At 56.9% G+C, this 25988-nt stretch carries 21 protein-coding genes; 9 read left to right on the top strand and 12 right to left on the bottom strand.

Annotation, left to right across the window (positions count from 1 at the left end):
* Positions 1-11 precede the first annotated feature (11 nt).
* Entirely contained in the window at positions 12-572 is a 561-nt protein-coding gene (locus tag N1030_RS16000; protein WP_265826528.1) for a hypothetical protein, read from the bottom strand.
* Between the two features lie 104 nt (positions 573-676).
* On the bottom strand, positions 677-1501 hold the full coding sequence (gene murI, locus N1030_RS15995) for a glutamate racemase (protein WP_265826527.1): 825 nt from the start codon (positions 1499-1501) through the stop codon (positions 677-679).
* A 229-nt stretch (positions 1502-1730) separates the two neighbouring features.
* On the opposite strand from murI, the gene N1030_RS15990 reads away from it, so the two are divergent.
* The 3 genes from N1030_RS15990 (at position 1731) to N1030_RS15980 (ending at position 7046) form a co-directional block, all read left to right on the top strand.
* The gene (locus N1030_RS15990) at positions 1731-2459 is read left to right on the top strand and encodes a TIGR00266 family protein (protein WP_265826526.1); all 729 of its coding nucleotides are present in this window, start codon (positions 1731-1733) and stop codon (positions 2457-2459) included.
* 227 nt (positions 2460-2686) lie between these two features.
* Positions 2687-4726: a methyl-accepting chemotaxis protein gene (locus N1030_RS15985; RefSeq protein WP_265826525.1), complete on the top strand. Its 2040-nt coding sequence runs from the start codon at positions 2687-2689 to the stop codon at positions 4724-4726.
* A gap of 280 nt (positions 4727-5006) precedes the next feature.
* Positions 5007-7046, top strand: a complete 2040-nt coding sequence (locus tag N1030_RS15980) for a methyl-accepting chemotaxis protein (protein ID WP_265826524.1) — start codon at positions 5007-5009, stop codon at positions 7044-7046.
* Positions 7047-7127: 81 nt separating this feature from the next.
* Here the strand turns inward: N1030_RS15980 and N1030_RS15975 are convergent, their stop codons facing one another.
* On the bottom strand, positions 7128-8009 hold the full coding sequence (locus N1030_RS15975; RefSeq protein ID WP_265826523.1) for a flagellin N-terminal helical domain-containing protein: 882 nt from the start codon (positions 8007-8009) through the stop codon (positions 7128-7130).
* Between the two features lie 590 nt (positions 8010-8599).
* On the opposite strand from N1030_RS15975, the gene N1030_RS15970 reads away from it, so the two are divergent.
* The 6 genes from N1030_RS15970 (at position 8600) to N1030_RS15945 (ending at position 15446) form a co-directional block, all read left to right on the top strand.
* Positions 8600-10663, top strand: coding sequence for a ribonucleoside triphosphate reductase (locus tag N1030_RS15970; protein ID WP_265826522.1), 2064 nt, complete (start codon positions 8600-8602; stop codon positions 10661-10663).
* A 445-nt stretch (positions 10664-11108) separates the two neighbouring features.
* Complete coding sequence (locus N1030_RS15965; RefSeq protein ID WP_265826521.1) at positions 11109-11780, top strand: helix-turn-helix transcriptional regulator; 672 nt, start codon at positions 11109-11111, stop codon at positions 11778-11780.
* A gap of 126 nt (positions 11781-11906) precedes the next feature.
* On the top strand, positions 11907-12281 hold the full coding sequence (locus N1030_RS15960; protein WP_265826520.1) for a RidA family protein: 375 nt from the start codon (positions 11907-11909) through the stop codon (positions 12279-12281).
* A 90-nt stretch (positions 12282-12371) separates the two neighbouring features.
* Positions 12372-13574 carry a dicarboxylate/amino acid:cation symporter gene (locus tag N1030_RS15955; RefSeq protein WP_265826519.1) on the top strand — a complete coding sequence of 401 codons (1203 nt, stop codon included), beginning with the start codon at positions 12372-12374 and terminating at the stop codon, positions 13572-13574.
* 49 nt (positions 13575-13623) lie between these two features.
* Positions 13624-14901 (top strand): L-cysteine desulfidase family protein, encoded by a 1278-nt coding sequence (locus tag N1030_RS15950; RefSeq protein WP_265826517.1) that lies wholly within the window; start codon positions 13624-13626, stop codon positions 14899-14901.
* A 278-nt stretch (positions 14902-15179) separates the two neighbouring features.
* Positions 15180-15446, top strand: coding sequence for a hypothetical protein (locus N1030_RS15945; protein WP_265826516.1), 267 nt, complete (start codon positions 15180-15182; stop codon positions 15444-15446).
* Between the two features lie 131 nt (positions 15447-15577).
* On the opposite strand, the gene N1030_RS15940 is transcribed toward N1030_RS15945, so the two are convergent.
* From N1030_RS15940 to N1030_RS15900, 9 genes are all read right to left on the bottom strand, one after another.
* Positions 15578-17335, bottom strand: coding sequence for a histone deacetylase family protein (locus N1030_RS15940; RefSeq protein ID WP_265826515.1), 1758 nt, complete (start codon positions 17333-17335; stop codon positions 15578-15580).
* A gap of 118 nt (positions 17336-17453) precedes the next feature.
* Entirely contained in the window at positions 17454-17963 is a 510-nt protein-coding gene (locus tag N1030_RS15935) for a GNAT family N-acetyltransferase (protein WP_265826513.1), read from the bottom strand.
* A 17-nt stretch (positions 17964-17980) separates the two neighbouring features.
* Positions 17981-19027 (bottom strand): D-alanine--D-alanine ligase family protein, encoded by a 1047-nt coding sequence (locus N1030_RS15930; protein ID WP_265826512.1) that lies wholly within the window; start codon positions 19025-19027, stop codon positions 17981-17983.
* Positions 19028-19029: 2 nt separating this feature from the next.
* Positions 19030-20064, bottom strand: coding sequence for a D-alanine--D-alanine ligase family protein (locus tag N1030_RS15925; protein WP_265826511.1), 1035 nt, complete (start codon positions 20062-20064; stop codon positions 19030-19032).
* Complete coding sequence (locus N1030_RS15920) at positions 20055-21395, bottom strand: KamA family radical SAM protein (RefSeq protein ID WP_265826510.1); 1341 nt, start codon at positions 21393-21395, stop codon at positions 20055-20057. Before N1030_RS15920 ends, N1030_RS15925 begins: the two co-directional genes overlap by 10 nt.
* A gap of 275 nt (positions 21396-21670) precedes the next feature.
* Entirely contained in the window at positions 21671-23107 is a 1437-nt protein-coding gene (locus N1030_RS15915) for a sigma-54-dependent transcriptional regulator (protein WP_265826509.1), read from the bottom strand.
* A 143-nt stretch (positions 23108-23250) separates the two neighbouring features.
* Entirely contained in the window at positions 23251-23487 is a 237-nt protein-coding gene (locus N1030_RS15910) for a hypothetical protein (protein WP_265826508.1), read from the bottom strand.
* A gap of 292 nt (positions 23488-23779) precedes the next feature.
* Positions 23780-24115: a hypothetical protein gene (locus N1030_RS15905; RefSeq protein WP_265826507.1), complete on the bottom strand. Its 336-nt coding sequence runs from the start codon at positions 24113-24115 to the stop codon at positions 23780-23782.
* A gap of 112 nt (positions 24116-24227) precedes the next feature.
* Entirely contained in the window at positions 24228-25739 is a 1512-nt protein-coding gene (locus N1030_RS15900; RefSeq protein WP_265826506.1) for a hypothetical protein, read from the bottom strand.
* Positions 25740-25988: the final 249 nt, after the last annotated feature.

The raw sequence follows: 25988 nt of genomic DNA, 5'->3' as shown, positions 1-25988 counted from the left end.
TGGCCTTTGCATTATTTCTTCTTTCCGCCGGAGTCCTTGCCGGACTTGCCATTAGATTTGCCATTGGATTTGTCCTTGGACTTACTCTTGGACTTATTCTTGCTCTTGCTGCCGTCGTCATCCGTATCATCATCGTAGGACTTCTTGCCCTTCATGTGCTTGGACTTCTTGGCTCCCTTGCTCACTACGGAAGGATGCACGCCCAATTCGTTGGCGATGTTGCCCCATCCCATACCGGAAGCGCGCATGGCACGCACCTTTTCAGGAGACACGCCGGCGGCTTCGGCAATGGCATTTTCCCGGGCCGTATCAAGCTTGACGTTGGCCTGACGCAGGTCGCCTTCCGCCTTCTTGAGATCTTCTTCAGCCTTGCGAACCTCTTCCGCAGGCTTGCCCATATCCTTCGCGCGATCATACACCTCACGCGCCTTCTCGGCACGGCCCATGGCCTCGTCCACCTTGTCGAACACGGAGTCGGCAATCACAACCGGGTCTTCGGCAAAGGCGGGAGCTGTCAGACCGAACAATACGGCCACACTCAGAACAAGAATACTCAGCTTGAATTTATTCATAACGGGACTCTCCTGTTACGGTATACGCACATACTGCATGCAAGGTCACAATAACACGACACATTATCCGTGCACAGGAAAAACAGCATTTCGACTGCAGGAAACTACAGGTCCACCAGCTCAACGTCCTCGGGTGCTATGTTCATGCCCAGAAATAGGCTGCCAGTTCTGACAAAACGTGGCACATCGTCCGTGGTCAGAAAACGGGTTCCGCCGCAGCCCGGCGCAGTGCGCAGCAAACCGCGGGCAGTAAGCTCTTCCTCCACGGCAAGCGACGTGGTTTCCGCAGAATCCACGATGGCTATCTCCGGCCCTATGACGTTGCGGATCGCCCCCGCAAGCAGGGGGAAATGGGTACAGCCAAGCACCAGACAATCAGGGCGGATGCCCGCTTCCCCGTCTTCAAACAGGGAGGACAGATACCGCGCCGCAATGCCTTCCACCAATTCGCCGTCCAGCCACCCTTCTTCCGCCAGCGAAACAAAAAGCGGACAGGGCTTGCCGATGACGTTCGCTGTCGGGCGGATGGCGTGAATTGCCTTTTGGTATGCGTTGCCGCGAATGGTGGACTCGGTGGCAATAACGGCGATGGAGCCGCTTGCGGACGCACGGCAGCTTGCTTGCGCTCCGGGCTGGACCACACCGATGACGGGTATGCCGGGATAGGCTTCCCGCAGGGCATCCAACGCAACGGAAGTGGCCGTGTTGCACGCCACGACAAGCAGCTTGACGCCTCGCTCTATGAGCTTGCCGGAAGCCTGCACCGCATAGCGGGTAACGGTTTCGGGACTCTTGGTGCCATAGGGCAGGCGAGCGGTATCGCCAAGGTACAATATATCTTCACAGGGGAGACGATGTCTGAGCGCCTTGAGAACGGTCAGCCCCCCTACTCCGGAATCAAACATGCCGATAGGCAATGTGGTGGTCATATCTGCTCCATGAAAAAACGTGATGCGCAGGCACAGCAACACGCCCACCGAAAAAATGCAAGAGTCTGGCAAAGACGTACCGGCACCGCCAAACCCACTGCAGGCAAAAAGAGCAACACGGCAGGGCTGCCTTTCGATTCCTTACTAAATTGATGACCTTACCTGCGGAAGCGTGCTACGGGGTACCTACATTACAACGTCACCAATCAGACCAAAACAGGAATGGAACATGCGAAGCCACGAAGTTGATTACCAGATTTACGGCAACGACCTGCAGGTCGTGGAAGTGGAACTTGACCCTGAGGAAACCGTCATCGCCGAAGCCGGTGCCATGTGCTGGATGGACGCGGACATTGACTATGCAGCCAAGCTCGGCGACGGTTCGGAGGCGGACTCCGGCTTCTTCGGCAAGGTATTCAGCGCGGGCAAACGCATGGTCACGGGCGAAAGCCTGTTCATGACCCACTTCACCAACAGGGGCAACGACAAGCGCCGCGTAGCCTTTGCCGGCCCTGTTCCCGGGCACATCGTACCCGTTGACCTTGCTGCCGTTGGCGGCACCCTGTTCTGCCAGCGCGACGCCTTTCTCTGCGCAGCACGCGGCACCCGCATAGGCGTGGCATTCACCAAGAAGATCGGTGCCGGGTTCTTCGGCGGCGAAGGGTTTGTGCTGCAGAAGCTGGAAGGCGACGGCATGGCCTTCATGCACGCAGGCGGCGCGGTGGTGAAGAAGGAGCTCAACAATCAGACCATCATGGTCGATACAGGGTGTCTTGTCGCCTTCAGTGACGGCATAGACTACTCCATCGCGGCTGCGGGCGGTCTCAAAACCATGATGTTCGGCGGCGAAGGCATGTTCCTCGCAACGCTCAAAGGTACCGGAACCGTGTACCTGCAGAGCCTGCCCTTTGCCAAACTGGCAGACAGAATCATATCCGTGCTGCCCAAGAAAGACTAACCAGCATCGCCAGAAGAATACTGAAGGCCGGAAGAGCACATCTTCCGGCCTTTTTTTGCTCGCAACCAATGGTTACGTCCGTAGCGTATTGCGCTACCTTACAAACAGGTCTAAGTTGGGATAGTGTCGTGTCCCAGCTTGCCGAAAAGCACACACCAACAGGCTCATTCCAGACATGCACAGAACAGCCACTGCCACATTTCAGATCAGGTCCGAAGGGAGGCTCTATGAAATTGGGAATTCGTGAACGCATTCTCCTGCCCATCATCATCTGTATCGTTCTCGGCATGGGCCTTTCATCCATGCTTTCCTACAATCTTGCGAAGCAGGCTGTGGTAGACGCCATGAACGGCCAGGCACGCCAATCCGCAGAATCACTGACGCGACAGCTGACCAGCTGGCTTGATGACACGGTTCGTGTTCTTCAATGGGAATCCGACTGGGAAACCTATACCCGCGTCATGGCCAACCAGGGCAGCATCCCGGAAGATGTGCAAGCAGCCAACACCCAGCTCGCGGAGTTCTTAAAGAACTCCGCATACGTCTCCTCAATCAAAATCACCGACGACAAGGGGATGGTCATCGCCAGCTCCACCCCCAGCCAGATCGGCAAACTGAATGTGGGAGATCGTGACTACTTCGCCAAGGCCATGAAAGGCCAGCCGGCCATATCAGACGCCATTCTCAGCAAGGCCACCGGCAAGCCTGTGGTCGTTGTCGCCGTCCCCGCCCGGGTTGAGGGCAAAATCACCGGCATTTTCTACGGCACCGTAGAGATGGGTTCTTTCGCGGAACTGGTTGTAGACCCCGTCAAGCTCGGACAGAAGGGCTACGCGTTCATCATTGCCAGGTCGGGCAAGCTGGCAGCGCACCCCAACAAGGATCTCATCCTGAAGACGGACGTCTCCGAGTTGGACTGGGGCAAAACCATCATGAAAGAACGCAACGGCATTCTGGAATACAGTTTCGAGGGACTGGACAAGATCGTCACCTATCGTGAGGAACCCAAGAGTGGCTGGATTATCGGCGTTGGCGCTGAAATGGGCGACATCTACGCCTCGGTTGCCGAAGTGCGAACCACAAGCATATACATCACGGCGGCCGTCATTGCTGCCATCGCCCTGCTCATCATTGTCATCGTCCGTCCCATCGTCGGAGCCATCCGCAAGGCCGTAGCCTACGCCGAAACTGTGGCTGGCGGAGATCTTTCCGGCATCCTTGACCTGCAGCGCGGCGATGAACTGGGCACCCTTGCCGATGCCCTGCGCACCATGGTCGGCAAGCTCAAGGAAATGATCGCCATGTCCGAACGCAAGACCGCCGAGGCAGAAGAAGAATCTGCCCGCGCTCGCGAGGCAACGCGTCAGGCTGACGAAGCGCGCCTCAAGGCCGAAAGCGCAAAACGCGAGGGCATGCTGCAGGCAGCAGCACAGCTTGAAACCATTGTTCAACGCGTGCATGCCTCTTCCGGCCTGCTTGCCGACCAGATAGGCGAAGCTCTGCACGGCTCCGAACGCCAGCGCGAACGCACAGCCGAATCCGCCACGGCCATGGAAGAAATGAACGCCACGGTCATGGAGGTAGCGCGCAACGCCTCTGAAGCCGCAGAACATGCGGAAGAGGCACAGGCCAAGGCGGCGGAAGGCTCCGGCGTTGTAGAGTCCGTGGTGAAGGCCATTTCCGACGTGAACGATAAATCCATGACCCTGCGCGAGAGCCTCGGCGAACTGGGGCAGCGGGCCGAAGGCATCGGCTCCGTCATGGGCGTCATCTCGGACATCGCAGACCAGACCAACCTGCTGGCTCTGAACGCCGCCATCGAAGCAGCCCGTGCCGGTGAAGCCGGACGCGGCTTCGCCGTGGTGGCCGATGAAGTGCGCAAGCTGGCGGAAAAGACCATGACCGCCACCAAGGAAGTGCATGAAGCCATTCAGGCCATTCAGGCAGCCTCGCGCGACAACATCCGCGGCATGGAAGAAGCCTCCATGTCCGTAGGCAAGTCCACGGAACTGGCCACCATCGCCGGAGACTCGCTGCAGGCCATTGTAGAGATCGTGCAGGCCAACGCCGATCAGGTTCGCGCCATTGCCACAGCCAGTGAAGAACAGTCCGCCGCATCCGAAGAGATAAGCCGCGGCGCGGAAGAGGTGAACCACATCGCTCTGGAAACCGCAGACATCATGACCCGCTCCTCGGAAGCCGTTGAAGAACTGACGGAACTGGCGCAGGAACTTCAGGGCCTGATCGAGGAACTGAAAAGCGCCTAAGAAAAGACAACACAAAAAGCCCCCGTACCGTTTGCCGGTACGGGGGCTTTTTTACTGCCCTGAAACAACTTTGCACGCATCGGCAGAAATTATCGGCGTTAGAATTATTTAAGAATCAACAATTCTAGATAAATATAGACAATACAGAACCTAATTGAAAATGATTTGCATTTTCAATGTAACCATATTACTCATCAGCCACTCAACACACTTATGGGCCTCTATATGAAACCCGCGCATCACAAATAACCTTACGTTTCGATACACATGGGGAGACAACATGAAATTGGGTTTACGAGAACGCATTCTGCTGCCCATCATGGGCTGCATAGTCATCGGCATGGGACTATCGTCCCTGCTCACGTACAATCTATCACGGCAAGCCGTTGAGCAGGCCATGAACGGTCAGGCTACAATGACCGCACAGACCCTGTCGCGCCAGATCGGCTTATGGATGGATGAATTACAGAGCACTGTTACCCGTGAAGCCAAATGGACAGGATACGCCAGCCTTCTGGCCCATCAGGGTGAAGACCGCATGGAGGTGGATGAAGCCGCCAAACAGCTTACAAACCTTGCCCAACATTCTCGCTACGCCTCGTCTGTAAGTCTTGCGGATGCAAACGGCACGGTCCTCGCCAGTTCGGTACGCTCACAGGAGAATACGTTGAACATCGGCGACCGCAGCTATTTCAAAGGAGCTTTGCTTGGCTCCGCAGTCGTCTCGGAGCCGCTGACGACCAAAGATTCCGGCCATCCCATTATCGTGGTCGCGGCACCGGTCATGGTAAATGCAAAGGCCGTGGGCGTTCTGTTTGCAGCAGTTGAACTGACCGAACTCTCCAACATCATCATCGACCCCATACAGATCGGTGAGAACGGCTATGCCTTTGCCCTATCCTCCAAAGGTGACTTTGTGGCCCACCCGGACCATACCCTCATCCTCAACGGCGAATCCCGCAAAACAGATTGGATGCGGACCATGCTTCGTGAAGGCAGCGGGCGCATAACCTACACATTCAACGGGATTGAAAAAACCGTTAGCTTCACCGAAGAGCCCAGAACCGGCTGGATCATCGGGGTAGGGGCTGCCACGGACGATATTTTTGCCTCCATCGATGAAATCCGCATCAGCAGCATGGCCATAACGGCAGGTGTCGCCATCGTGGCGGCAACGATCATCTTCTTCATCGTGCGTGGCATTGTCGCGGCCATACGCCGGACCATGGACTTTGCCACCGGCATTGCCGAAGGCGATCTGAACGGCTCTCTCGAATTGAGCCGTCAGGATGAACTCGGCACACTCGCCGCGGCCCTGCGCACCATGGTAAGCCGTCTCAAGGACATGATCGCCGCATCGGAGCGCTGCGCCGAAGAGGCGCGCAATGAGTCACTCAAGGCACAGGCCGCCACCAGAGAGGCAGAGGAAGCCAGAAAGGATGCCGAAAACGCCAGACAGGAAGGCATGCTGCATGCGGCTTCGCAACTGGATTCCATCGTCCTCAGAATCCACGCCTCAGCCAAAGCTCTGAACGGGCACATTGATGAGGCACGACAGGGCGCTGACCTGCAACGCGAACGGACAATGGAATCCGCCACTGCCATTGAGGAGATGAATGCCACGGTCATGGAAGTTGCGCGCAGTGCCTCGCAGGCAGCGGACCACACGGAACAGGCCCGCCTCAAGGCCACAGACGGCTCAACCGTTGTGGAGCAGGTTATCAGCGCCATTGAGGAAGTGAGCACCAGATCCAACCGGTTGAAAAACGACCTGGCCAATCTGGGCGATCGGGCTAAGGGGATAGGCTCGGTCATGGGCGTCATCTCGGACATAGCGGATCAAACCAATCTGCTTGCCCTGAACGCAGCCATTGAAGCAGCCCGCGCCGGAGATGCCGGACGGGGATTTGCCGTAGTGGCGGACGAGGTCCGAAAGCTGGCGGAAAAAACCATGGTTGCCACAAAGGAAGTGGACGATGCCATAAAGGCCATCCAGAGTGCGACCTTCGAGAATATCCGCAGCATGGAGCAGGCCGAAGCCTCAGTCAACAGCTCTACCACGCTTGCAGGCTCTGCAGGGGATTCTCTGCGGTCCATTGTAGATATTGTGCAGGCCAGCGCCGATCAGGTTCGTGCCATTGCCACGGCCAGCGAGCAGCAGTCTGCCGCTTCCGAGCAGATAAGCAGAGGCGCGACCGAGGTGAACCAGATTGCCACCCACACAGCAGATTCCATGTCGGAATCCGCCAAGGCGGTCTGGGAGCTGACCAGCCTCGCGGACGACATGCAGCAGCTCATCACGGAACTCAAGACGGCATAATCCCACACGACATCAGAGAACAGAGCCCCCGTACCGTTTGCCGGTACGGGGGCCTTTTCATGCATGAATCCTGAAGCCACGTTACGTGGAGCTGTCTATGATCTTGCCGACATTGTTGACGATGTAGTCCAGAACAAGCTGCTCAAGCGAACGGGACTCGTTGGTCTTGGCACGGGTATTCGCGGCGGCATCCAGAATGGAAGCCTGCGCGCTCAGGCCGGAAGCCTGCGAGGCAAGGTCTGCCGCGCGCCCTTCAAGCATACTCTCTATACCTGAGACATAGGATGACAGGGACGAAACGCGGGAAGAGGTGGTGGCTGCCGCTGCGGCATCGGCAAGGTCGGTTGCACCCACCATGGTCAGGCCGTTCACACTGCCCAGCGTGGCGAAACTGCGGTCCGCAATGAAGGAAAGATCCTGCAGGGAAATGTTGAAACTGCTGTCCCCTGCCTGAATGGCGACCTTGCCCGTGGTGCCGGGAACGCCGGAGGTGCCGCTCACGGTTATGCGCTCGTCACCGGCCCAGCCCGCGCTGTCGAAAAGCTTCATACCGTTGTAGGACGTCGAAGCGATGATGCCGTCTATCTTGGTGACCAGATCATTATATTCCGACTGCCCGGCTGCCGCGGTGATGGTGCCGTCCGCCACGCCGTCTGCTATCTCCTTCATGCGGTCAAGGGACTGGCGCAGGGTCTCCACATTGCTCTCAGACTGCAAGGTAATGGACGCGGCCTCGGAAACGTTCTTGGAGGCCTGACGGAACATTCCGGCATCGCTGCGGATACGTCCGGTCAAAGCGGCACTGGAAGGATCAGTCAATTTAAGCGCGGCGCTGTCCTGCAGCAGCATGCTGCGCAGATCACGCCCCACCTGCCCGCCCGAAAAAAGAGTATTGGTAAGCAGGTCCTGCTGCAGAAGCTGCATGGACAGACTGACGATGAGCTGATTGGTATCCACGGCCATGGTCCACCTCCCTTCCGGCACGGTAAACGCCGGACGGTACTTTCCTGATGGACATATCGGCTGATTGCGGAAGCTCTTTAGGGAACTTCGAGTTTTTTCCTGTCAACCCCAAAAAACGCAAGACGACCGAGAGCCAAAAAAATTAATTCACTACAATTCAATATGTTGCAAAATGTCATAAGGCCTCACAGCCGGACTTCTTTTGCCTGCCCTTGAAACGAAAATCTGCTTTTGCTACCTTGCCCTTTGACGCGAAGTTTTCTTCAGGTGGCTGAAGCCCATTCAGGATAATCCGGTGCAACTCCGGAGCGGTTCTGCCTCTGTAATCCCCTGCTGCTTCCGAACGGTCCATGCCCGAACATGTGGCCCGCCGGAACCGGGAAAGCCAGACTCCCTGCCTGAAGCGATTCCTGCGCCCGCGCCGGAATTCATCCCAAACACTCACGCCATCGGTATGCGGAAGGTCCTGCCACCCGCATGATCCCCCGAAGGCAGAACGGCAACACAAAACATGCCGCCTGTGCGGCTTTTCCCCACTCCCGCTGACACCAGCGCAACGGGAGCCTCTCATGTGTTGTCCCGGAGACAAAATGCCCAAACAGATTCTCAAACGTGACGGTTGTATCGAAACCTGGTCTCTGGACCGCATTGCCAACGCCATTTTCAAAGCCCTGAAGGGCAGCGGCATCAAAGACCCCCTGCTTTCCAAACGCCTTGCAGGCAAGGTGGAAAAGAAGCTTGAAGGTATCGACATGCCCGAACAGGAGCACGTGCAGGACATGGTTCAGCAAGTGCTCATGGAGGCACGTCTCTACACCGTTGCCGAGCGATACATCATCTATCGCGAAAAGCGCCGCGAAATGCGCAGCCAGAATCAGGCCTACCTCGACATCTCCTCGATGATCGAAAGCTATCTGGACCGCAGCGACTGGCGCGTGCAGGAAAACTCCAACATGGGCCACTCTTTCCAGGGCCTCATCCTGCATATGGCCGGTTCCGTGCAGGCACGCTACGTGCTTGAAAAGTACCCCGAAGAAATCCGCCTGGCCCATAACCACGGCTATTTCCATATTCACGATCTTTCCTTCGGTCTCGCCGGCTACTGCTCCGGCTGGAGCCTGCGCGACCTGCTGCTGGAAGGCTTCAACCTTGAAGGCCGCAGCTGTTCCGCGCCCGCCAAGCATTTCGACTCCGCCTGCGGGCAGATCGTCAACTTCCTCGGCACGCTCCAGAACGAATGGGCCGGTGCGCAGGCGTTCAACAACGTGGACACCTACCTTGCACCCTTCATCCGCCACGACGGCCTCACCTACAAGCAGGTGCGCCAGCAGTTGCAGAAGATGATCTTCAACCTGAACACCACCTCCCGTTGGGGCGGCCAGAGCCCGTTCACCAACTTTACCTTCGACATGGTTCCGCCCACGCATATCGCCAGCGAACCCGTGATCATCGGTGGTGCGTATCAGGATTCCACCTACGGCGAATACGCCGAGGAAATGGAAATGATCAACCGCGCCTTCCTCGAAGTGATGCTGGAAGGCGACTCCGACGGCCGCATCTTCTCCTTCCCCATCCCCACGTACAACGTGACCAAGGACTTTGCGTGGGATTCCGAAGCGGGCCGCCTGCTGCTGCAGCTCACCGCCAAGTACGGCGTTCCCTACTTCCAGAACTTCATCAACTCGGACCTGAATCCCGAAGACGTGCGTTCCATGTGCTGCCGCCTGCAGATGGACCTGCGCGAAATCCGCAAGAAGACCGGCGGCCTCTTCGGCGCAGGCGACCTGACCGGCTCCATTGGCGTGGTCACGCTGAACCTGCCCAAGCTCGCCTACCTTGCGCACAATGAAGAGGACTTCTTCGACCTCATCACCGAGTACGCAGAGCTGGCCAAGGACTCCCTCGAATTCAAGCGCAAGCTGTGCGAACAGAACCTTGATGCGGGCATGTTCCCCTACAGCCGCCGCTACCTGAAGAACGGCTACAACGGCCACTTCTCCACCATCGGCGTCATCGGCGGACACGAAGCCTGCCTCAACATGCTCGGCAAGGGCATTGAATCCGAAGGCGGCCTGCGCCTCATGCGCCGCGTGCTGGACCACCTGCGTTCGCTTACCCTGAGCTTCCAGGAAGAAACGGGCCACCTCTACAACCTTGAAGCCACCCCCGGCGAAGGCACCTGCTACCGCCTCGCCAAGATCGACAAGGATCTGTACGAGGACATCAAGACCTCCGGCGACTCCGTGCCCTACTACACCAACTCCACCCTGCTGCCCGTGGGCATCACCGGAGATGTGTTCTACGCACTGGAGCACCAGAACGAACTGCAGACCCTGTACAACGGCGGCACTGTGTTCCACACCTTCCTCGGCGAATCCGTACCGGACGAGGACAGCGTGAAGAACTACCTGCTCAAGGCCATGAGCCAGACCAAGATGCCCTACATCTCGGTCACGCCCACCTTCTCCATCTGCAAGTCGCACGGCTACCTGCACGGCGAACACTTCAACTGCCCCACCTGCGGAGCGGATGCTGAAGTGTACACCCGCGTCGTGGGCTACTACCGTCCTGTCGGCCGCTGGAACAAGGGCAAGCAGGAGGAATACCGCGAGCGTCAGGAATACGGCATGACCACCTTCTGCGAATGCCGCTAGAACTTACGCGCCTCACGCAACACCAAAGGGCGACCGGAAACGGTCGCCCTTTTCTATTTTCAGCCCTTTGTTTTCACACCACATCGAGTACGTGTGCTTCGCACATCGGCAAGCCAGACCTTGCCCTCCAAAACGTCAGGCCGATTGGAAGCGCTTCGCTTCCACGGGGAGGCGCACACCAATTCAACGACCGGCTGGGGCGAGGCAGGGGGAGTCCAGAGGGGGCCTTGCTGAGGGCGGGCACCGCCCGGCTGAGGCCCCGCTCTGGTCCCGCGGAAGGCGGCAAAAGGAATAGCTTGCCCAGACTTCATACAGCCGATGAACGTGTTCCCACTCCAGATACATTCCTTCCCGTTATTTTTTCCTCAATTGATTTGACACCCAATTCGCACAACGCTACCTATTTTATCGCCGTAAGAATTTTTTCACACAACAAGGATTCATTGTGCCCGAGAAAACATCCCCAACCCGAACCATTGAGACATTCATCCCCCTTGTCCACTTCCTCGGTGCCTTTCTGGGCGCCAACTGCGAGGTGGTGCTGCACGACGCATCCTCCAGGGAGCAGTCCGTGCTCGCCATCGCCAACAACCACATTACGGGCCGCAAGGTCGGTGCCCCCCTTACCGACCTCGCGCTGAAGTTCGTGGCCAACCGCGAGTATGAAAACCGCGACTGGGTCATGGGCTACACCACGCGCTCCAAGGACGACCGTCCGCTCCACTCCGCCACCTACTTCATCCGTGAAGCAGACGGCGGGCTGGCAGGCATGCTGTGCCTGAACATGGACGTTTCGGACCTGAAGCAGGCCCGCGAGCTGCTCGGCCGCATGGTGCAGGCCATGGGCATTGACGATGCCGCCCCCAAGGATGCCGACGACCACAGCGAAACCTTCTCCGAATCCATTGAAGATCTGACCGAGAACCTGATCGTGCAGATCATAGATGGTGCGGAAATCGCCCCCGAGCGCATGACCGCAGGCGAGAAGATGGAAATCGTGCGCACCCTGAACGCCCGCGGCGTGTTTCTGCTCAAAGGCACCGTCAGCATTGTGGCCACCCGCCTCGCCGCCTCGGAGGCCACCATCTACAGGTACCTGCAGCGCATTAACGGCTAGTGTGATAAAATTTTCTCACAATGCGACTAAAATTTATTGACCTGATATTTTTTTCGCACTAAGAAAATTTTCACGCAAACATTGCGCCAACCACTTCCACGTTACCTCTTCCCAAAAGGAGACAACATGTCTGACATCATCAAAACCGATAAGGCCCCCGCAGCCATCGGCCCCTATTCGCAGGGAACCATACTCGGCAATCTCGTGTTCACCTCCGGCCAACTGCCCATCGTGACGGCCACCGGCGTCATGCCCGAAACCATCGAGGAACAGGCCAAGGCTTCCCTTGAAAACGTGAAGGCCATTCTGGAAGCTGCAGGTTCCTCCATGAGCAAGGTAATGAAGACCACCGTGTTCCTGAGTGACATGAACAACTTTGCGGCGTTCAACGCAGTGTACTCCACCTACTTTGCAGAGCCCTTCCCGGCCCGCAGCTGCGTTCAGGTAGCCCGCCTGCCCAAGGACGCCCTCGTCGAAATCGAAGCCATTGCGGAAAGATAGTCACTTTCCGCGTCCTCCTCTCACCTACTACTCATACGGACGGTTCGGTTCATGGGGATGACCGGACCAAACAGTGCACAAGGGGTTACCATGTCTCACAGCCAAAAACGAAAAGGCGAGTTCGGCCTCATTCTCCAGCTTCTCATGGGCATTGCCGCCGGTGTCGCAATCGGCCTCGTCTGCAATGAAGCGGCAATGGAAGTCATTGCCACCATCAAGTATGTTCTCGGTCAGGTCATTTTCTACACCGTGCCGCTGGTCATCATCGCATTCATCGCGCCCGCCATCACGCGGCTCGGACAGAATGCGAGCAAGATGCTCGCGGCGGGCGTTTCGTTTGCCTACCTTTCCGCAGTAGGTGCCGCATCCATGGCAGCTATCGCGGGCTACATGATCATTCCGCACCTCTCCATCGCCACGCAGGTGGAAGGCCTCAAGGAAATTCCCGAGGTCCTGTTCCAGTTGAACATTCCGGCCATCATGCCCGTCATGACCGCGCTGTTCACCGCCATCATGCTTGGTGTGGCAACGCTGTGGAGCAACGCCAAGACTTTTGAAAAACTGCTCGGCGAGTTTGAAGGCATCATGCTGCAGGTGGTGACCAAGGTTGTCATTCCCGTGCTGCCCTTCTTCATTGCCGCCACCTTTGCGGGTCTGGCCTATGAAGGCAGCCTGACCAAGCAGCTGCCCGTCTTCCTGCAGGTCATCGGCATCGTACTGGTAGGCCACGTCGTATGGCTGACCGTGCTCTACACCATCGGCGGCATCATCTCCGGCCGCAACCCCCTCGACGTCATCCGCCACTATTCCCCGGCGTACCTGACCGCAGTGGGCACCATGTCCAGCGCCGCCACCCTGCCTGTTGCGCTGGAGTGCGCTTCCAAGTCGCCCGTGCTCAGCCGCAATACCGTCGAGTTCATGGTTCCGCTCGGTGCCACCATCCACCTGTGCGGCTCCGTCCTCACGGAAACCTTCTTCGCCATGACCATATCCCAGATGCTTTACGGCCAGCTGCCTGAACTGCACACCATGGTGCTGTTCATCGCGCTCTTCGGCATCTTCGCCATCGGCGCTCCCGGGGTTCCCGGCGGCACCGTTATGGCCTCCCTCGGCATCGTGGTAAGCGTTCTCGGCTTCGACCCCGCAGGCGTCGCCCTGCTGCTGGCCATCTTCGCCCTGCAGGACAGCTTCGGCACCGCCTGCAACGTCACCGGCGACGGCGCTCTGGCGCTGATGCTGGAAGGCATCTTCAACCGCAACGGCGAACTGCAGACAGAACAGGCACGCGCCTAGTGATCGTTCCCTGCACAACGCATCGAACATCTACCGACAGGATACCAACATGACAAAGCCCGAATGGTCCAACTTCATCGCCCTGCTCAACCGTGAGGTGGTGCCCGCCCTTGGCTGCACCGAGCCTATTACCATCTCCCTTGCCACGGCCCGCGCCGTGCAGGAACTGGGAACCGCGCCCGAACGTATCACCGTGCTGGTGAGCGGCAACCTGCTCAAGAACGGCATGGGTGTGGGCGTGCCCGGCACCGGCATGACCGGACTGGACATCGCCGCCGCTGTGGGGGCCACGGGAGGCAATGCTGAGCTGTCGCTGGAAGTGCTGCGCGATCTGACGGAAGAACAGATTGCGGCGGGCAAACAGATGCTGACCGAAAAACGCGTGAAGGTGGCCCTTGCCGAAACCGCCGAGCTGCTCCTTGCAGACGTGACGGTCTTTGCCGGTAACGATTGCGCCCGCTGCGTCATTGCCCGTGAGCATACCGCCGTGGTGCTGGTGGAGAAGAACGGCACCGAGGTCTTCTCCGCCCCCTGGCCCGGCGAAGAGGCTGGCGACACCGAATGGCCCCTGACCATGGAACGCATTCACGACTTTGCCGTGAACGCCCCCTTCGAGACGATCAGCTTCATTCTCGAAGCCGCCCGCCTCAACGAGGCCATTGCCGCAGAAGGCATGTCCCGCGAATGGGGCCTGAAGGTCGGACGCTCCATGGAAGAGGACATTCAACAGGGTCTGCGCGCCGACGATATCGCCTCCTTCGCCATCAAGATGGCTGCGGCTGCGTCAGACGCCCGCATGGACGGCATCATGTTGCCCGTGATGAGCAACTCCGGCAGCGGCAATCAGGGCATTACCGCCACCGTACCGGTACTGGCCTTTGCCCGCAGATTGAACGCGGATGACGAAAAGCTGGCCCGTGCACTCATCATGAGCCACCTTACCGCCATCCACCTCAAGCACCACCTTGGCCGCCTCTCCGCCCTGTGCGGGGCAATTCTGGCCGCCACGGGTTCCAGCTGTGGCATCGTGATGCTGCTTGGCGGCGGCATGCGCGAAATCGGCTTCGCCATCAAGAACATGGTGGGCAACATTGCAGGCATGATCTGCGACGGTGCCAAGACCTCTTGCGCGCTCAAGGTCGCTTCTGCCGTGGAAGCCGGCATTCAGGCCGCCCTGCTCGCCAGAAAGGGCACCTCCGTCAGCGGCAAGGAAGGGATTGTGGATGACGATCTTGAAGTCAGCATCCAGAACCTCGGCCGCCTCGGCACCAGCGGCATGGCCGAAACGGACAAGGTGATTCTGGATATCATGGTGTCCAAGAAGTAAGCGTCAGCCGAGCTGATACGGTCGGTACCATTGAAACAGAAGAGGCAGCGTGCAGACGCTGCCTCTTTTTTATCTTCAGTCATATAACCCTCGCCTCTTGCCTCATAAAACATGCAAAAACTGAGGTCGATTGGGAACGCCTCGCTTCCGAGGCATAAAGGAATACCACGATCCCCTCACTGCCACCCCTATCTTTTTCCCGCGACTTTTTTTAGGATGCCACCTCCTGACTCACCAGCTTTACCCTGCAACGCACAACCCGAGACTCTCTGCCAGACATGATCCTTAACGCCAGCCAGCTCAACGCCATACGCCAGCTCAACGACGAAGAACTCCGCAAGGGGCAGTTCGCCGCATACGGCTATCCGGCGCATACCATCCGAGACCTTCTGCACACCGTCGAGGCGCTGAAGAAGGAAAAGAAGAAGTGGCAAAGGCTGGCACAGGACCGCGGACAGACCCTGCAGGCCGTGCGCGACATCATCGGCACAGGGAACGGCAACGATAACGGTCCCGATCCGGAAGGCTTCAACAAGGCCGATTAGCCGCTCCGCCTCTCTTCGCCTGCCAGCCCCTACGCGCTCCCTCCAATACAAAGGCGGGCAATCCCTTTCGGAACGCCCGCCATCAGTCACCATCTCTGTACCATGCACCAGCATGGTCGGCCCTTTTGCGCCTACCGCCGCACAGCCTCCGACATACCTTCATACAGGCCCACAAAGAAATTACGCGCGTTCACGCCCAGCGAGCGGATACGATAGCCCCCCTCCTGCACCACAAGGGTATGCAGCCCCAGCCTGCCGATGAGCCTGCCGTTATGAACAAAGTCCTTGGCCGCAAGAGACCATGTTCCCGTGGGGTCGCCCTTGGCAGGGTCCAGCCCCAGCCCTACCACCAGAAAGGTGGGATTAAACTCCCTGACGGCCTGCAGAGCCCGCACCAACACATTGGCGTACTGGTGCCCGTCCACCTTCTCCATCAGGGGGAAATTTCTGTTGAAGCCCGCGCCAGCCTCTTCGCCGACTTCTTCCGAGAAACCGCTGAAATAGGGATAGGCAAAACGCGGATGCCCATGAATGGACACGGTCAACACGTCATTACGCTTGTAAAAAATATTCTGCGTGCCGTTGCCGTGATGGTAGTCGATATCCAGCACGGCCACCTTGCCCAATGCGGAAAGCCTGTTCGCGGCCACGGCCGCCGTATTGAAATAACAGAACCCACCAAAGGCCTTGCGCTCTGCATGGTGCCCGGGAGGGCGCACCAGCGCATAAGCCATGCGCCTGCCGGACAGCAACGATTCCGCGGCGGTCAGTCCACAGTCCACGGCCCGCTTTGCCGCGTTATAGGCGTTGGCATTCAGGGGGGTGAACGTATCAATGCAGTAATACCCCGCCCGCACAGGCAATTCGTGCGGAGGGCGCGAGGCGTTTCGGATGGGAAACACGTAGGGGTACAACGACTTGTTCGCGGGCAGCTTGGCACACACGGTCTTCAGATACGACACGTAGCCTTTGTCATGCACGGCGGTGATGTGGGATTCGGGGTAGTGACGAACGGTCAGTTCCTCGAACAGCCCCGTCTTGGCCAAGGCCTTGCGGATACTGTCTATGCGTACGGGCGACTCCACATATCCGCGCTCACGCACATGATGGATGTCGTGCTTGTCGTTCACCACCAGCGCAATGCGCATGTCGCCGCTCACCTTGGCAGGAAGCACCAGCGGCGCTGATTCATCGCCAATTATGTAGCGGGGCTCGCGCAGGCGCACATACGGATCATTGAAGGAGTTCACCACCATTTCCGTATACTCGGGGGAACAGGCCCCCTTGTACTTGCGGGTCAGGATGGCGCGAACCACCTTGCGAACCTGCGTACGGGAAACCTTGAGCGGCTTGCCCAGCGGGTCGGCCACCAGATAAGGCGGACAATCGCCCCCTTCCACCAGCGGCGTTTCATACGCCGTGCCGATAATGGGCCGCGCCCCGTAGCGTTCATAGAAACGCAGACGGGCGATGTTGTCCTTGAGCGCCGCAGCATCCCTGCACAAGGCAGGATCATCCGGCAGGCACTCGAAAAAGAGCGCGGAATCACCCAAGGCACGGGCTTCTTCACGAATACGCTCGTAGAGTACGGAACCGATGCCCCCGCCGCCATGCTTCTGGCTGACGGAAATGAAGTCCAGATAGCAGAAATGCAGATCGGCAAAATGGCAGAGCAAGGCGAAGCCACGCACATTGGCGCGGCCGTCCTCCGCCACGAAAAGGATGGAGCGGTATTGCTTGATGAAGGGATTGGCGAGCAGATCAGGCAGTTGCTGCACGTCTTCTTCATCCAGCAGGGGGAACCGTTCACGCAGAATCTCCTGCGCTTTTTCCACCGCCTGAATATCTATGGGCAGACGGGTGTCATAAATGGGGCGAATACGGAACATGGCCGGTTCCTCCGAGCAGACAAATGGACATCTACCAACAGGTAGCGGACAAGAACTGCATCATGCCTCTTCAGCGCCAAAAGCCGGTAACCTTCTCCGCCTAACCGCGCATCGGCATTTACACTTCCAGACGGTATATCACCTTGTCGTCGCCGGGACGATAGAAATCCTTGAGCACGGCTTCGGCCACGAACCCCGTGCGCTCGTAGAACTTTCGGGTGGAAACGTACTTCTCCATGCCGGATGTCTCCGCAAAGAGCAGCCTGCCCTGCATGACGCGCACAGACCGTACGGTTTCCGCCAGAAGCAGCTTGCCCAGCCCCATGTGACGGAAGGCGGGGTCCACAGCGATCCAGTACAGATCGTAGGTCCCTTCGGCAGCAGGGGTGGGGCCGTAGCACGTGTAACCGAGCACAACGCCTTCCCGCTCGGCAAACACGAAGAAGTACCCGCTGTCCTCGCCCTGTGCGAGGCGTTCCAGCACCAGTTCTTCCGCCACGTCCACTTCTTCGGCGGTAAAGAAACCGGTTTCATACACGATGCGCCGCACATCGGCGGCATCCGATTCCCTGACGGTTTCCCTGTAGCTAACGGCCTCAAACGACATGGCCGATGATTCAGCAGACATGCTTGTATTCCTGTATATTACTCAAAATTCTGTTTCCGGCCCGCAAGTCCGGCGCGGACCACACGCCGGATGAGCGCGGCATAGTCCATGCCTGCCCGCTGCGCGGCAGCGGCAAGCCCGGCATCAGGCGCAATGCAGGGATTGGCGTTCACGTCGATCACATAGGCCGTGAAAGGATGTTCGGCAGAACCGTCTCCGTCTACGCGATAATCGATGCGCGCGTATCCTGCCAGCCCGAAGGCTTGCCAGCAGGCCTTGGTGGCCTTTTCCAGCATGGCAAGCAGCGGCGCATCCGATTCGGGAAAGACGAAACGGCGCACGGTGTTCCTGTATTCGAAGCAGTCTTCATCCCATTTGGCGGCGTAGCCCACAATCTTGGGCTTATCCGGACCGAAGTCGAGAAACTCGATCTCGGCAAAAGGCAGCACCTGCGGTGCTGCGCCGTCTTCTCCGGCAATGATGGCGATGTTGAACTCACGCCCGTCCACATACTGCTCCGCAAACCAGTGGCCGCCATGCTTCGCGGCGCAGGCGGCGAGCCTTTCGGTGACATCCTGCACGCAGGCCGCTTCCACCAGGCAATTCTCATCAAGTCCCAGTGAGGCATGTTCATGCACCGACTTGCAAAGGTAGCGACCGGTCACGAAGCTTGCACCCCCTTCTCCGCCTCCCATGCCGCCGAAGGTGCCGTCGGGCAATACCCACGCGGGCGAGGCAATGCCCGCCGCGTCAAGAATGCGCTTGCACAGCACCTTGTCGCCGGAAAGGGTGAGCGCCTGCCCATCTGAACCGGTAAAGGGCAGATGCATGTGCGCAAAAAGGGATGGCGCGAGCGGTGCAAGACGAATGTCGTCCGCCAGCTCTTCCACAAGATTGAAGATGATGTCGGGGGAAAGAGCCGCCAGCTCGTTGCGGGCGGCTTCCAGATCTAGCGACATGCTCAGAATGGACGACCCGATGCCAAGAGAGACAAGGGCCTCGTGCACGGCATGCGCCTGCACAAGGGTGTCCTCCTGATCGGGCCGCATTCCATTCAAAGCATTGTGTATGACTGCGGCGCGCATGGCTAGCGCCCCGCCTCCGCCGCGCAGGCAGCCTCTTTTACCATCGGAATGGGCAATGTTCCCAGACCGTTGCGCTCCAGCGCGGAGGTCATAATTTCGCCAATAAGTTGCCGGTAACTCATGCCCACCTTGTAGCAGAGGATGGGCAGGTCAGAGTTCACGGGGTGCAGGCCTGCCAGCGGGTTCACCTCGATGAAGTTGGGCACACCGCCGGCGTCCAGACGCACGTCCACACGGCCGCCGTCACGGCAGCCCAGCGCGCGCCATGCGTCCAGCGCAACCTCAGCGGCGTAGCGGCCCACCGCGTCTTCCGCCAGAGTGTACTGCATGCGCTCAAGATATTCGGCCTTGTTCACATAACCGTACGCATCCGATTCCGCCGTGGAGGCGAACACCACCTCAAGGGCGCCGATAGCGCGCGCCTTGCGGCCAGTGCCCACGATGCCCACGGTCAGTTCACGGCCGGAGAGAAAGGTCTCCACCAGCGCGGGCTGATTGTAGCGGGCCAGCACATGCTCACAGGCCGCCACCAATTCCTGCTGATTACGCACCTTGGAGGCCGCTCCCACGCCAATACCCGTGCCCTCGGCCACAGGCTTAACGAAGAGGGGGTAGGGAAGATTCACGGCATACGCGTCCTCCACATCCTCCACCACGGCAAAGTCAGCCGTGGGCACGCCCTTGTCGCGCACCACGTGCTTGGTCACGCCCTTGTGCAGGCACACGCCCAGCGTCATGGGGTCCGAAAACACATACGGAATACCGTAATAATCAAGCAGCGCGGGAGTCTGGCTTTCACGGCCGAAACCGTGCAGCCCTTCCGCAATATTGAATACCAGATCCCACCGTTTGCCCTGCAGCAGCGCGGACGCGAGGCTGGGCAACGCGCCCACGCGCTCTGTCAGGAATCCATGGGACTGAAGTGCCTCTTCAATGGCCTCGATAGTCGCGGGGCTGTCGAATTCAGCGGCATCCTCTTCAGAGTACCCCATGGCAAGGTAGTCGGCTTTAAGGTCATAGGTAAGTCCTACAAGCACGGGGTGCCCCCCTTGCAACCGCAGTCGCCGTCGCAGCCGGTATCGCACGCATGGGCGGCCGGAGCGGCAGGATCGTAGGAGCGGTACAGGTTGCCTTCGTAATTGCGCAGAACCAGGTCTTCACCGTCGTAGCCCTGCACGTAGTCGGGCATGAGCGGAATCTTGCCGCCGCCTCCGGGGGCGTCCACCACATAGGTGGGCACGGCATAGCCGGAGGTATGCCCGCGCATGCCGCGAATGATATCCACACCCTTGAATATGTGGGTGCGGAAATGCGCGGAGCCCTGCACGGGGTCGCAGTGATACAAATAATAGGGACGCACGCGCGATTTGAGCAGGCCATGCATCAGCTTGGTCATGGTCGGCACGTCGTCGTTGATGCCCTTGAGCAGCACGGTCTGGCTGCCGAGCGGAATGCCCGCATCGGCAAGACGGCGCAACGCTTCCGAAGCTTCGGACGTCAGCTCGTCAGGATGCGTGCAATGGATGCTCATGAGCAACGGATGATAGCGGCGCAGCACGCGCAGCAGCGAAGGCGTAATGCGCTGCGGCATGACGATGGGCGCCTTGGAACCGATGCGGATGATCTCAAGGTGCGGGATGCGGCGCAGGCGCGAAAGCAGATGGTCCAGCGCCGCGTCGGACATGGTCAGAGGATCGCCGCCGGAGATGAGCACATCGCGCACTTCGGGATGATTCTCGATATATTCGATGGCAGCAGGCCAACGCTTGCGCACGGTGCTGGTGGAACAGGGTTTGCCCACACGGCGCGAACGCGTGCAATAGCGGCAGTAGGCTGCGCAGGTATCGGTAGCCAGAAAAAGTACACGGTCGGGATAGCGATGCACCAGACCGGGCACGGGGCTGTGACCGTCTTCGCCGAGCGGGTCGGCGGATTCGCCGGGATTCAGTTCCCATTCCGCCACGGTGGGCACCATGGTACGGCGCAGGGGATCTGCGGGATTCTCGGGATCAAATTGCGCGGCATAATAGGGGGTAATGGCCAGCGGCAAGGCCGCAAGACCAGTGCCCGCGCCGAGTTCTTCGGGAGAAAGGGAAAGCATGGCGCCAAGCTGGTCCAGCGAGGTTATGCGGTTTGCATACTGCCAGTGCCAGTCGCACCACGTCTTGATATTTACATCGGGATAATAGCGTCTGCGGAAGGCATCCGAGCGCTCACTGATAGCAAAAGCCGGAGGGGTTTCCTTCTCCTCGGTAAACCTCATGCCTACCGGGAAGGGGAGCTTGGAATAAACGGAGGGAGTTTGAACCCCGAATAAAGAGGGAGGCTCCATAGGAGACTGTTCGATTTCGGCTACGTTGCTGCTCACAGGTATCTCCAGATTAAGTTGCTGACATGCACCGTTAATCACCTGCCTGAGTGCATGTTCTGCATGAAAACGACGGCAGATTTTGGATCACCTATCAGCAACAGATATGCCAACAACATAACTATGCGTTAATTATATTCTTTTTAAGCTTACCAAAAAAACAAGCGGAACAACATGTTCCGCTTATTTAACGGCTGGTTAGGCCTACAACAAAGAAGAAGGCAATAAGTCTAGATTTGATCTAGCAAGCGACGCGGAATGATATGTTCCGCTTCCTACAAATCGGCACTTCTTATTCCGCTTTTCGCAGGTTTATAACGAGACTTGTCGATACCATAGCGTGACAGCAGTTTTCTGAGTTGCCGCGTGGTGATGCCGGCCCGCTCAGCCGTCAGGTTCACCTTGCCGCGGCATTCGGCAATGAGTTCCTCGATATACCGGCGCTGGGCATGTTCCTTGGCCTGATTGCGCACCTCTGAAAGAGGGAGGGAAAGGTCGAGAGAAACGTTGGCAAGCGGGGCCCCGCCCACAAAAAGATCGGGCGGAAAGTTGTCCGGAGACAGCATGTGCGTGGTTTCGAGGATGTAGGCACGTTCCATGAGGTTCTCCAACTCGCGGATGTTCCCGGGCCACGGATACGACTTGAAAGCCGCCACCACATCGGGATGGATGCCTTCAATCTTCTTCATGTGCTGCTGGCGCAGGCGCTGCAGGAACATTTCCGCCAGCAGGGGAATATCCTCACGGCGGTCACGCAGTGCGGGCACCTCTATGGGGAACACGTTCAGACGGAACAGCAGGTCGGCGCGGAACTCGCCCTTGCGCACCAGCTCTTCCAGATCCACATTGCTGGCCGCCACAATGCGCGCTTCCATGGGAATATCCACCACGCCGCCCACACGCTGAAACACCTTGTCCTGCAAAACCTGCAGCAGACGCACCTGTGTGGATTGGGAGATGGTGCCTATTTCATCCAGAAAGATGGTGCCCTTGGCGGCCACTTCGAAACGGCCCGCTTTGCGCTTGTTGGCTCCGGTAAACGCTCCCTTCTCATGACCGAAGAGTTCGCTTTCCACCAATGTTTCGGGAATGGCTCCGCAATGCACGCCCATGAAGGGGCCGCTGGCGCGGTTGCTCTGCGCATGGATGAGCTTGGCCAGCACGCCCTTACCCGTTCCGGTTTCTCCGGTGAGCAGCACGGTGGTGTTCGCCTGCGCCACGCGCCGCACCTTGTCGAACACGGCCTGCATGACAGGGCTTTTCACCTGCTGCAGGGGAATGAGCGTGGGGGAATTGTCCGCAGAGCGCAGATACTCCAGTTCCGTCTGCATCATGCGCGATTCGCGCAGGCTTTCCAGAACATAGGCGGCTTCTTCCGCCGTGACGGGATAGGTGAGGTAGTTGTCCGCCCCTGCGCGCACGGATTTCACGGCCTCGCGGATATTCTCCTGCGCCGTGAGCACGATGATTTCAAGGTTGGGCACCATGGCCCAGAGGGAACGCAGGGCCGTGCGGATGGTATCGAAGCTGCGCTCGGGCGAGCGGTCTATCCATGAGAGGTCGGCAAAGATGACGTCGTATGGGCGTTTGGCAAGGGCCGGTTTCAGATCATCCGGCTGCCGCACCACACTCAGTTCCGCCTGAGACGAAAAACTGCGCACAATGGCCTTGGAAGCGGCCTGATCATCCGTTGCTACAAGAATATGCTGCATGGTCCCTGCGGCCCTGTCACGCGTTAAAAGTTGCTGAAAGGTTGCCGCCGCCGGCCGGAATCTACGGAAAGCAAGGCACAAAAGGCAGCGGCATCAACGACTCCACCCCATTGCGCCTTTTGCCGTTTTTTAGCAAGGGGGTATCAACGTTTCGGGTCTTTGGTGCCCGCGTAGGTAAAGGCGTTGCGTATCATGCTGAAGTGCCCGCCCTTGTCTATGCCGACGGGCTTGCCGCACAGACACCACACCTTGCCGTCGCGTTCTTCCACGTCGTACAGCTTGGTGATTCTGTCCTTGTGGCAGCGCAGCACTTCGCCCTTGCCTATCTTGAAGTACTTCCACAATTTTCTGCGGCACGCCGCGCATTTTACTACCAACATCGGTAAAGCATACCTCACTGGAGAGGCAGGTGCAACGGGATGGGGAATGGCGTTCCGACGCTACAGTGGCGGCCTATGGAAACCGGGGAGAGGAATGAACGGACAAGGAGCCGAAGTTCCGGCATGGGGCATCGTCCTTGCTGAGTGCTGCGGGTGCGAGGAAGCCGCGCAACAGCTGGAACAGCTTGATTACGTGAAGATATGAAAAGCGTGGAAATAAAAAAGCGGGCGGCCCGCCCTTCCCCATACACTATGAAGAAGCGACAGACCGCCCGCTATGCCAGGCGTAATACTATTCGCTGACTTCTTCAGTCAGCTCGGCAAGTTCTTCAAGCGTTTCCCAATATTCAATAGAATCAGTCCAGCCGCCGGTGAGCCATTCCTCGCCCTTGCTCTTGTCGGCAAGGCTCACGGAGCATTCCTTGGCGGTTCTGCTGAAGCGGAACGCATGCTTGGGGGTGCCGGTTTCAAACTTGAAATCGGCGTACACGAGCAGCATTTCTGCCATGGCAGAGAAGATGCCTTCAGGCAGAACGGCTTTCACGCCCTTAACAGTGCAGGTTTCCGCGCCGGTATTTTCGACACCGAAGGTTACATCGCCAAACGCTTCGTTACGTTCAGTAGGCATATGAAACTCCAAATAATATGGGTTGTGGTGTTTGCTATGGTGGTTACGGGGCTGCACACAAAGGCAGCCGCACGTGGCGTCGTTCTTGCCTGTTTTTGGGAGAAGAGCAAGGTTAATCTGTCCCTTGTTTCAAACGTTCTCGATTTGCTGCAACCTCACTTTCAGGAAATAACGCTAGAATTCTTTCAAAGGCTTCATCAAATTGCTCGTGAGCAAACTTCACCCAAGGTATTTTTTCCTTAGGCAAAGACATCGATAAAGAGAACTTCCTTGTTTCAGTTTTTTCATTACTCAATACTGCATCATCTAATAACGACAAAAAACTTCCATACTTCTTTCTATAAGCACAAACCCTCTCAAAACACCTAGAACTAATGATAAATATCCTATTCTTCTCTAGACAACCACGAATGTTTTTCCCAGATTCAAAACATTCATTTATATACTCTTCAAAATAATAATCATACATAGTTCCTGCTGCACCAAGTTCAACGTCATCATAAGTAACAATAAGCAAATAAAATTTTTTTCCAAACTTACCATCTTGCAAAACGTTGCTAAGCTCGTGCCCCTGAAATATCGCATCTACAATACTAGTTTTAAACTCCTTCAATACTCTTTCGCGAGTTGGAGATACTCGAATTTGATCCTTAAGCCTAACCGACTTTACCTCAATCATTATTGAACAACCATCTTCTTCTACTAAAAAATCAGTCTTTTTACCTCGATACATTCTACCTAATTGCTTCTCGTCAAAATAACTCGCCCCAGATCCTTCTAAAATTTTCCCAACATAAGACTCAAATCTAGAATCGAACTCTTGAGTTAGTTTACTATTCAACGTCTTAACATATTCATACAAATAAATCTCGATTGATCTTTCAATAATTTTTTTACTATACACAGCACAATACCCACCATTCAACCTTAGAAGTGGATAATTATAGAACGGAGATTGTTCTCCTAAACTATAATCAAAATTTTTAATTTTTGAATCTTTTTTTAATTCTAATCTTAATCTAGAAACACTTCTAGACGAAATATTTATAAATTCTTTGACATCATTTTCTTTCATGCCAAATCTTACGAGCATTTTTCCATAATCAAATTCGATCTCTTTCGGACAACAGTGAACATGTAAATATACCATAAACATCATATCTATATATTTACCAACCGATAATCCATTCATTTCTTCAAAGCACACCCCAACATTTTTAGACCCATTAAAGAATAAATAATTTATACGTGCAAACACCTCTAAGTTAATTTCCCTCTGATACAGAACCTGTTGACAATTTATTGCACACATAAAAGGGTTAATAGAACCAACTTTCATCAACTCACCCTGGTAAACAGCACTATTGTCTAGAACTTTATTATACACACATGCGAATATATTATCATCTATCATTCGCAATTTATTATTAGTTCCACCATAAATCATCACCAATTTCAAAATAGAACACAATACCCATGGAAGCGGCATCCTAGACGCTACTATTCTCTCAAACGTGAAGGAATCAGACATACGCAGCATATAAACAATTTTATTTACAAATCCATCCCTCTCTACACCACAAACCATATTCCTAATTTCTTTAAAACGATCACTACTATTCACACCCACACCTCACTATAGACCAACAACCATTTTCTACTAACACAGGCAACCGTTGCAACTAGAACCCAAATATAATGCCAGTTCCCACCTACCCCCAAGAGCGAGCAATCGCAATCAGATATTCGATACTCTAACAAGAACCTATCCCCCACCCCAATCATTTACCTTCCAACCACCGGATGGTATGCGACGACATCAGCACCCTCGCTGCTCACGCCCCGAGCAAGCCAACCAATCGCCAGCAACTGT

The sequence above is a fragment of the Desulfovibrio mangrovi genome (assembly GCF_026230175.1).
GTDB lineage: Bacteria > Desulfobacterota > Desulfovibrionia > Desulfovibrionales > Desulfovibrionaceae > Halodesulfovibrio > Halodesulfovibrio mangrovi.
This window is presented reverse-complemented; position numbering and strand designations above follow the sequence as displayed.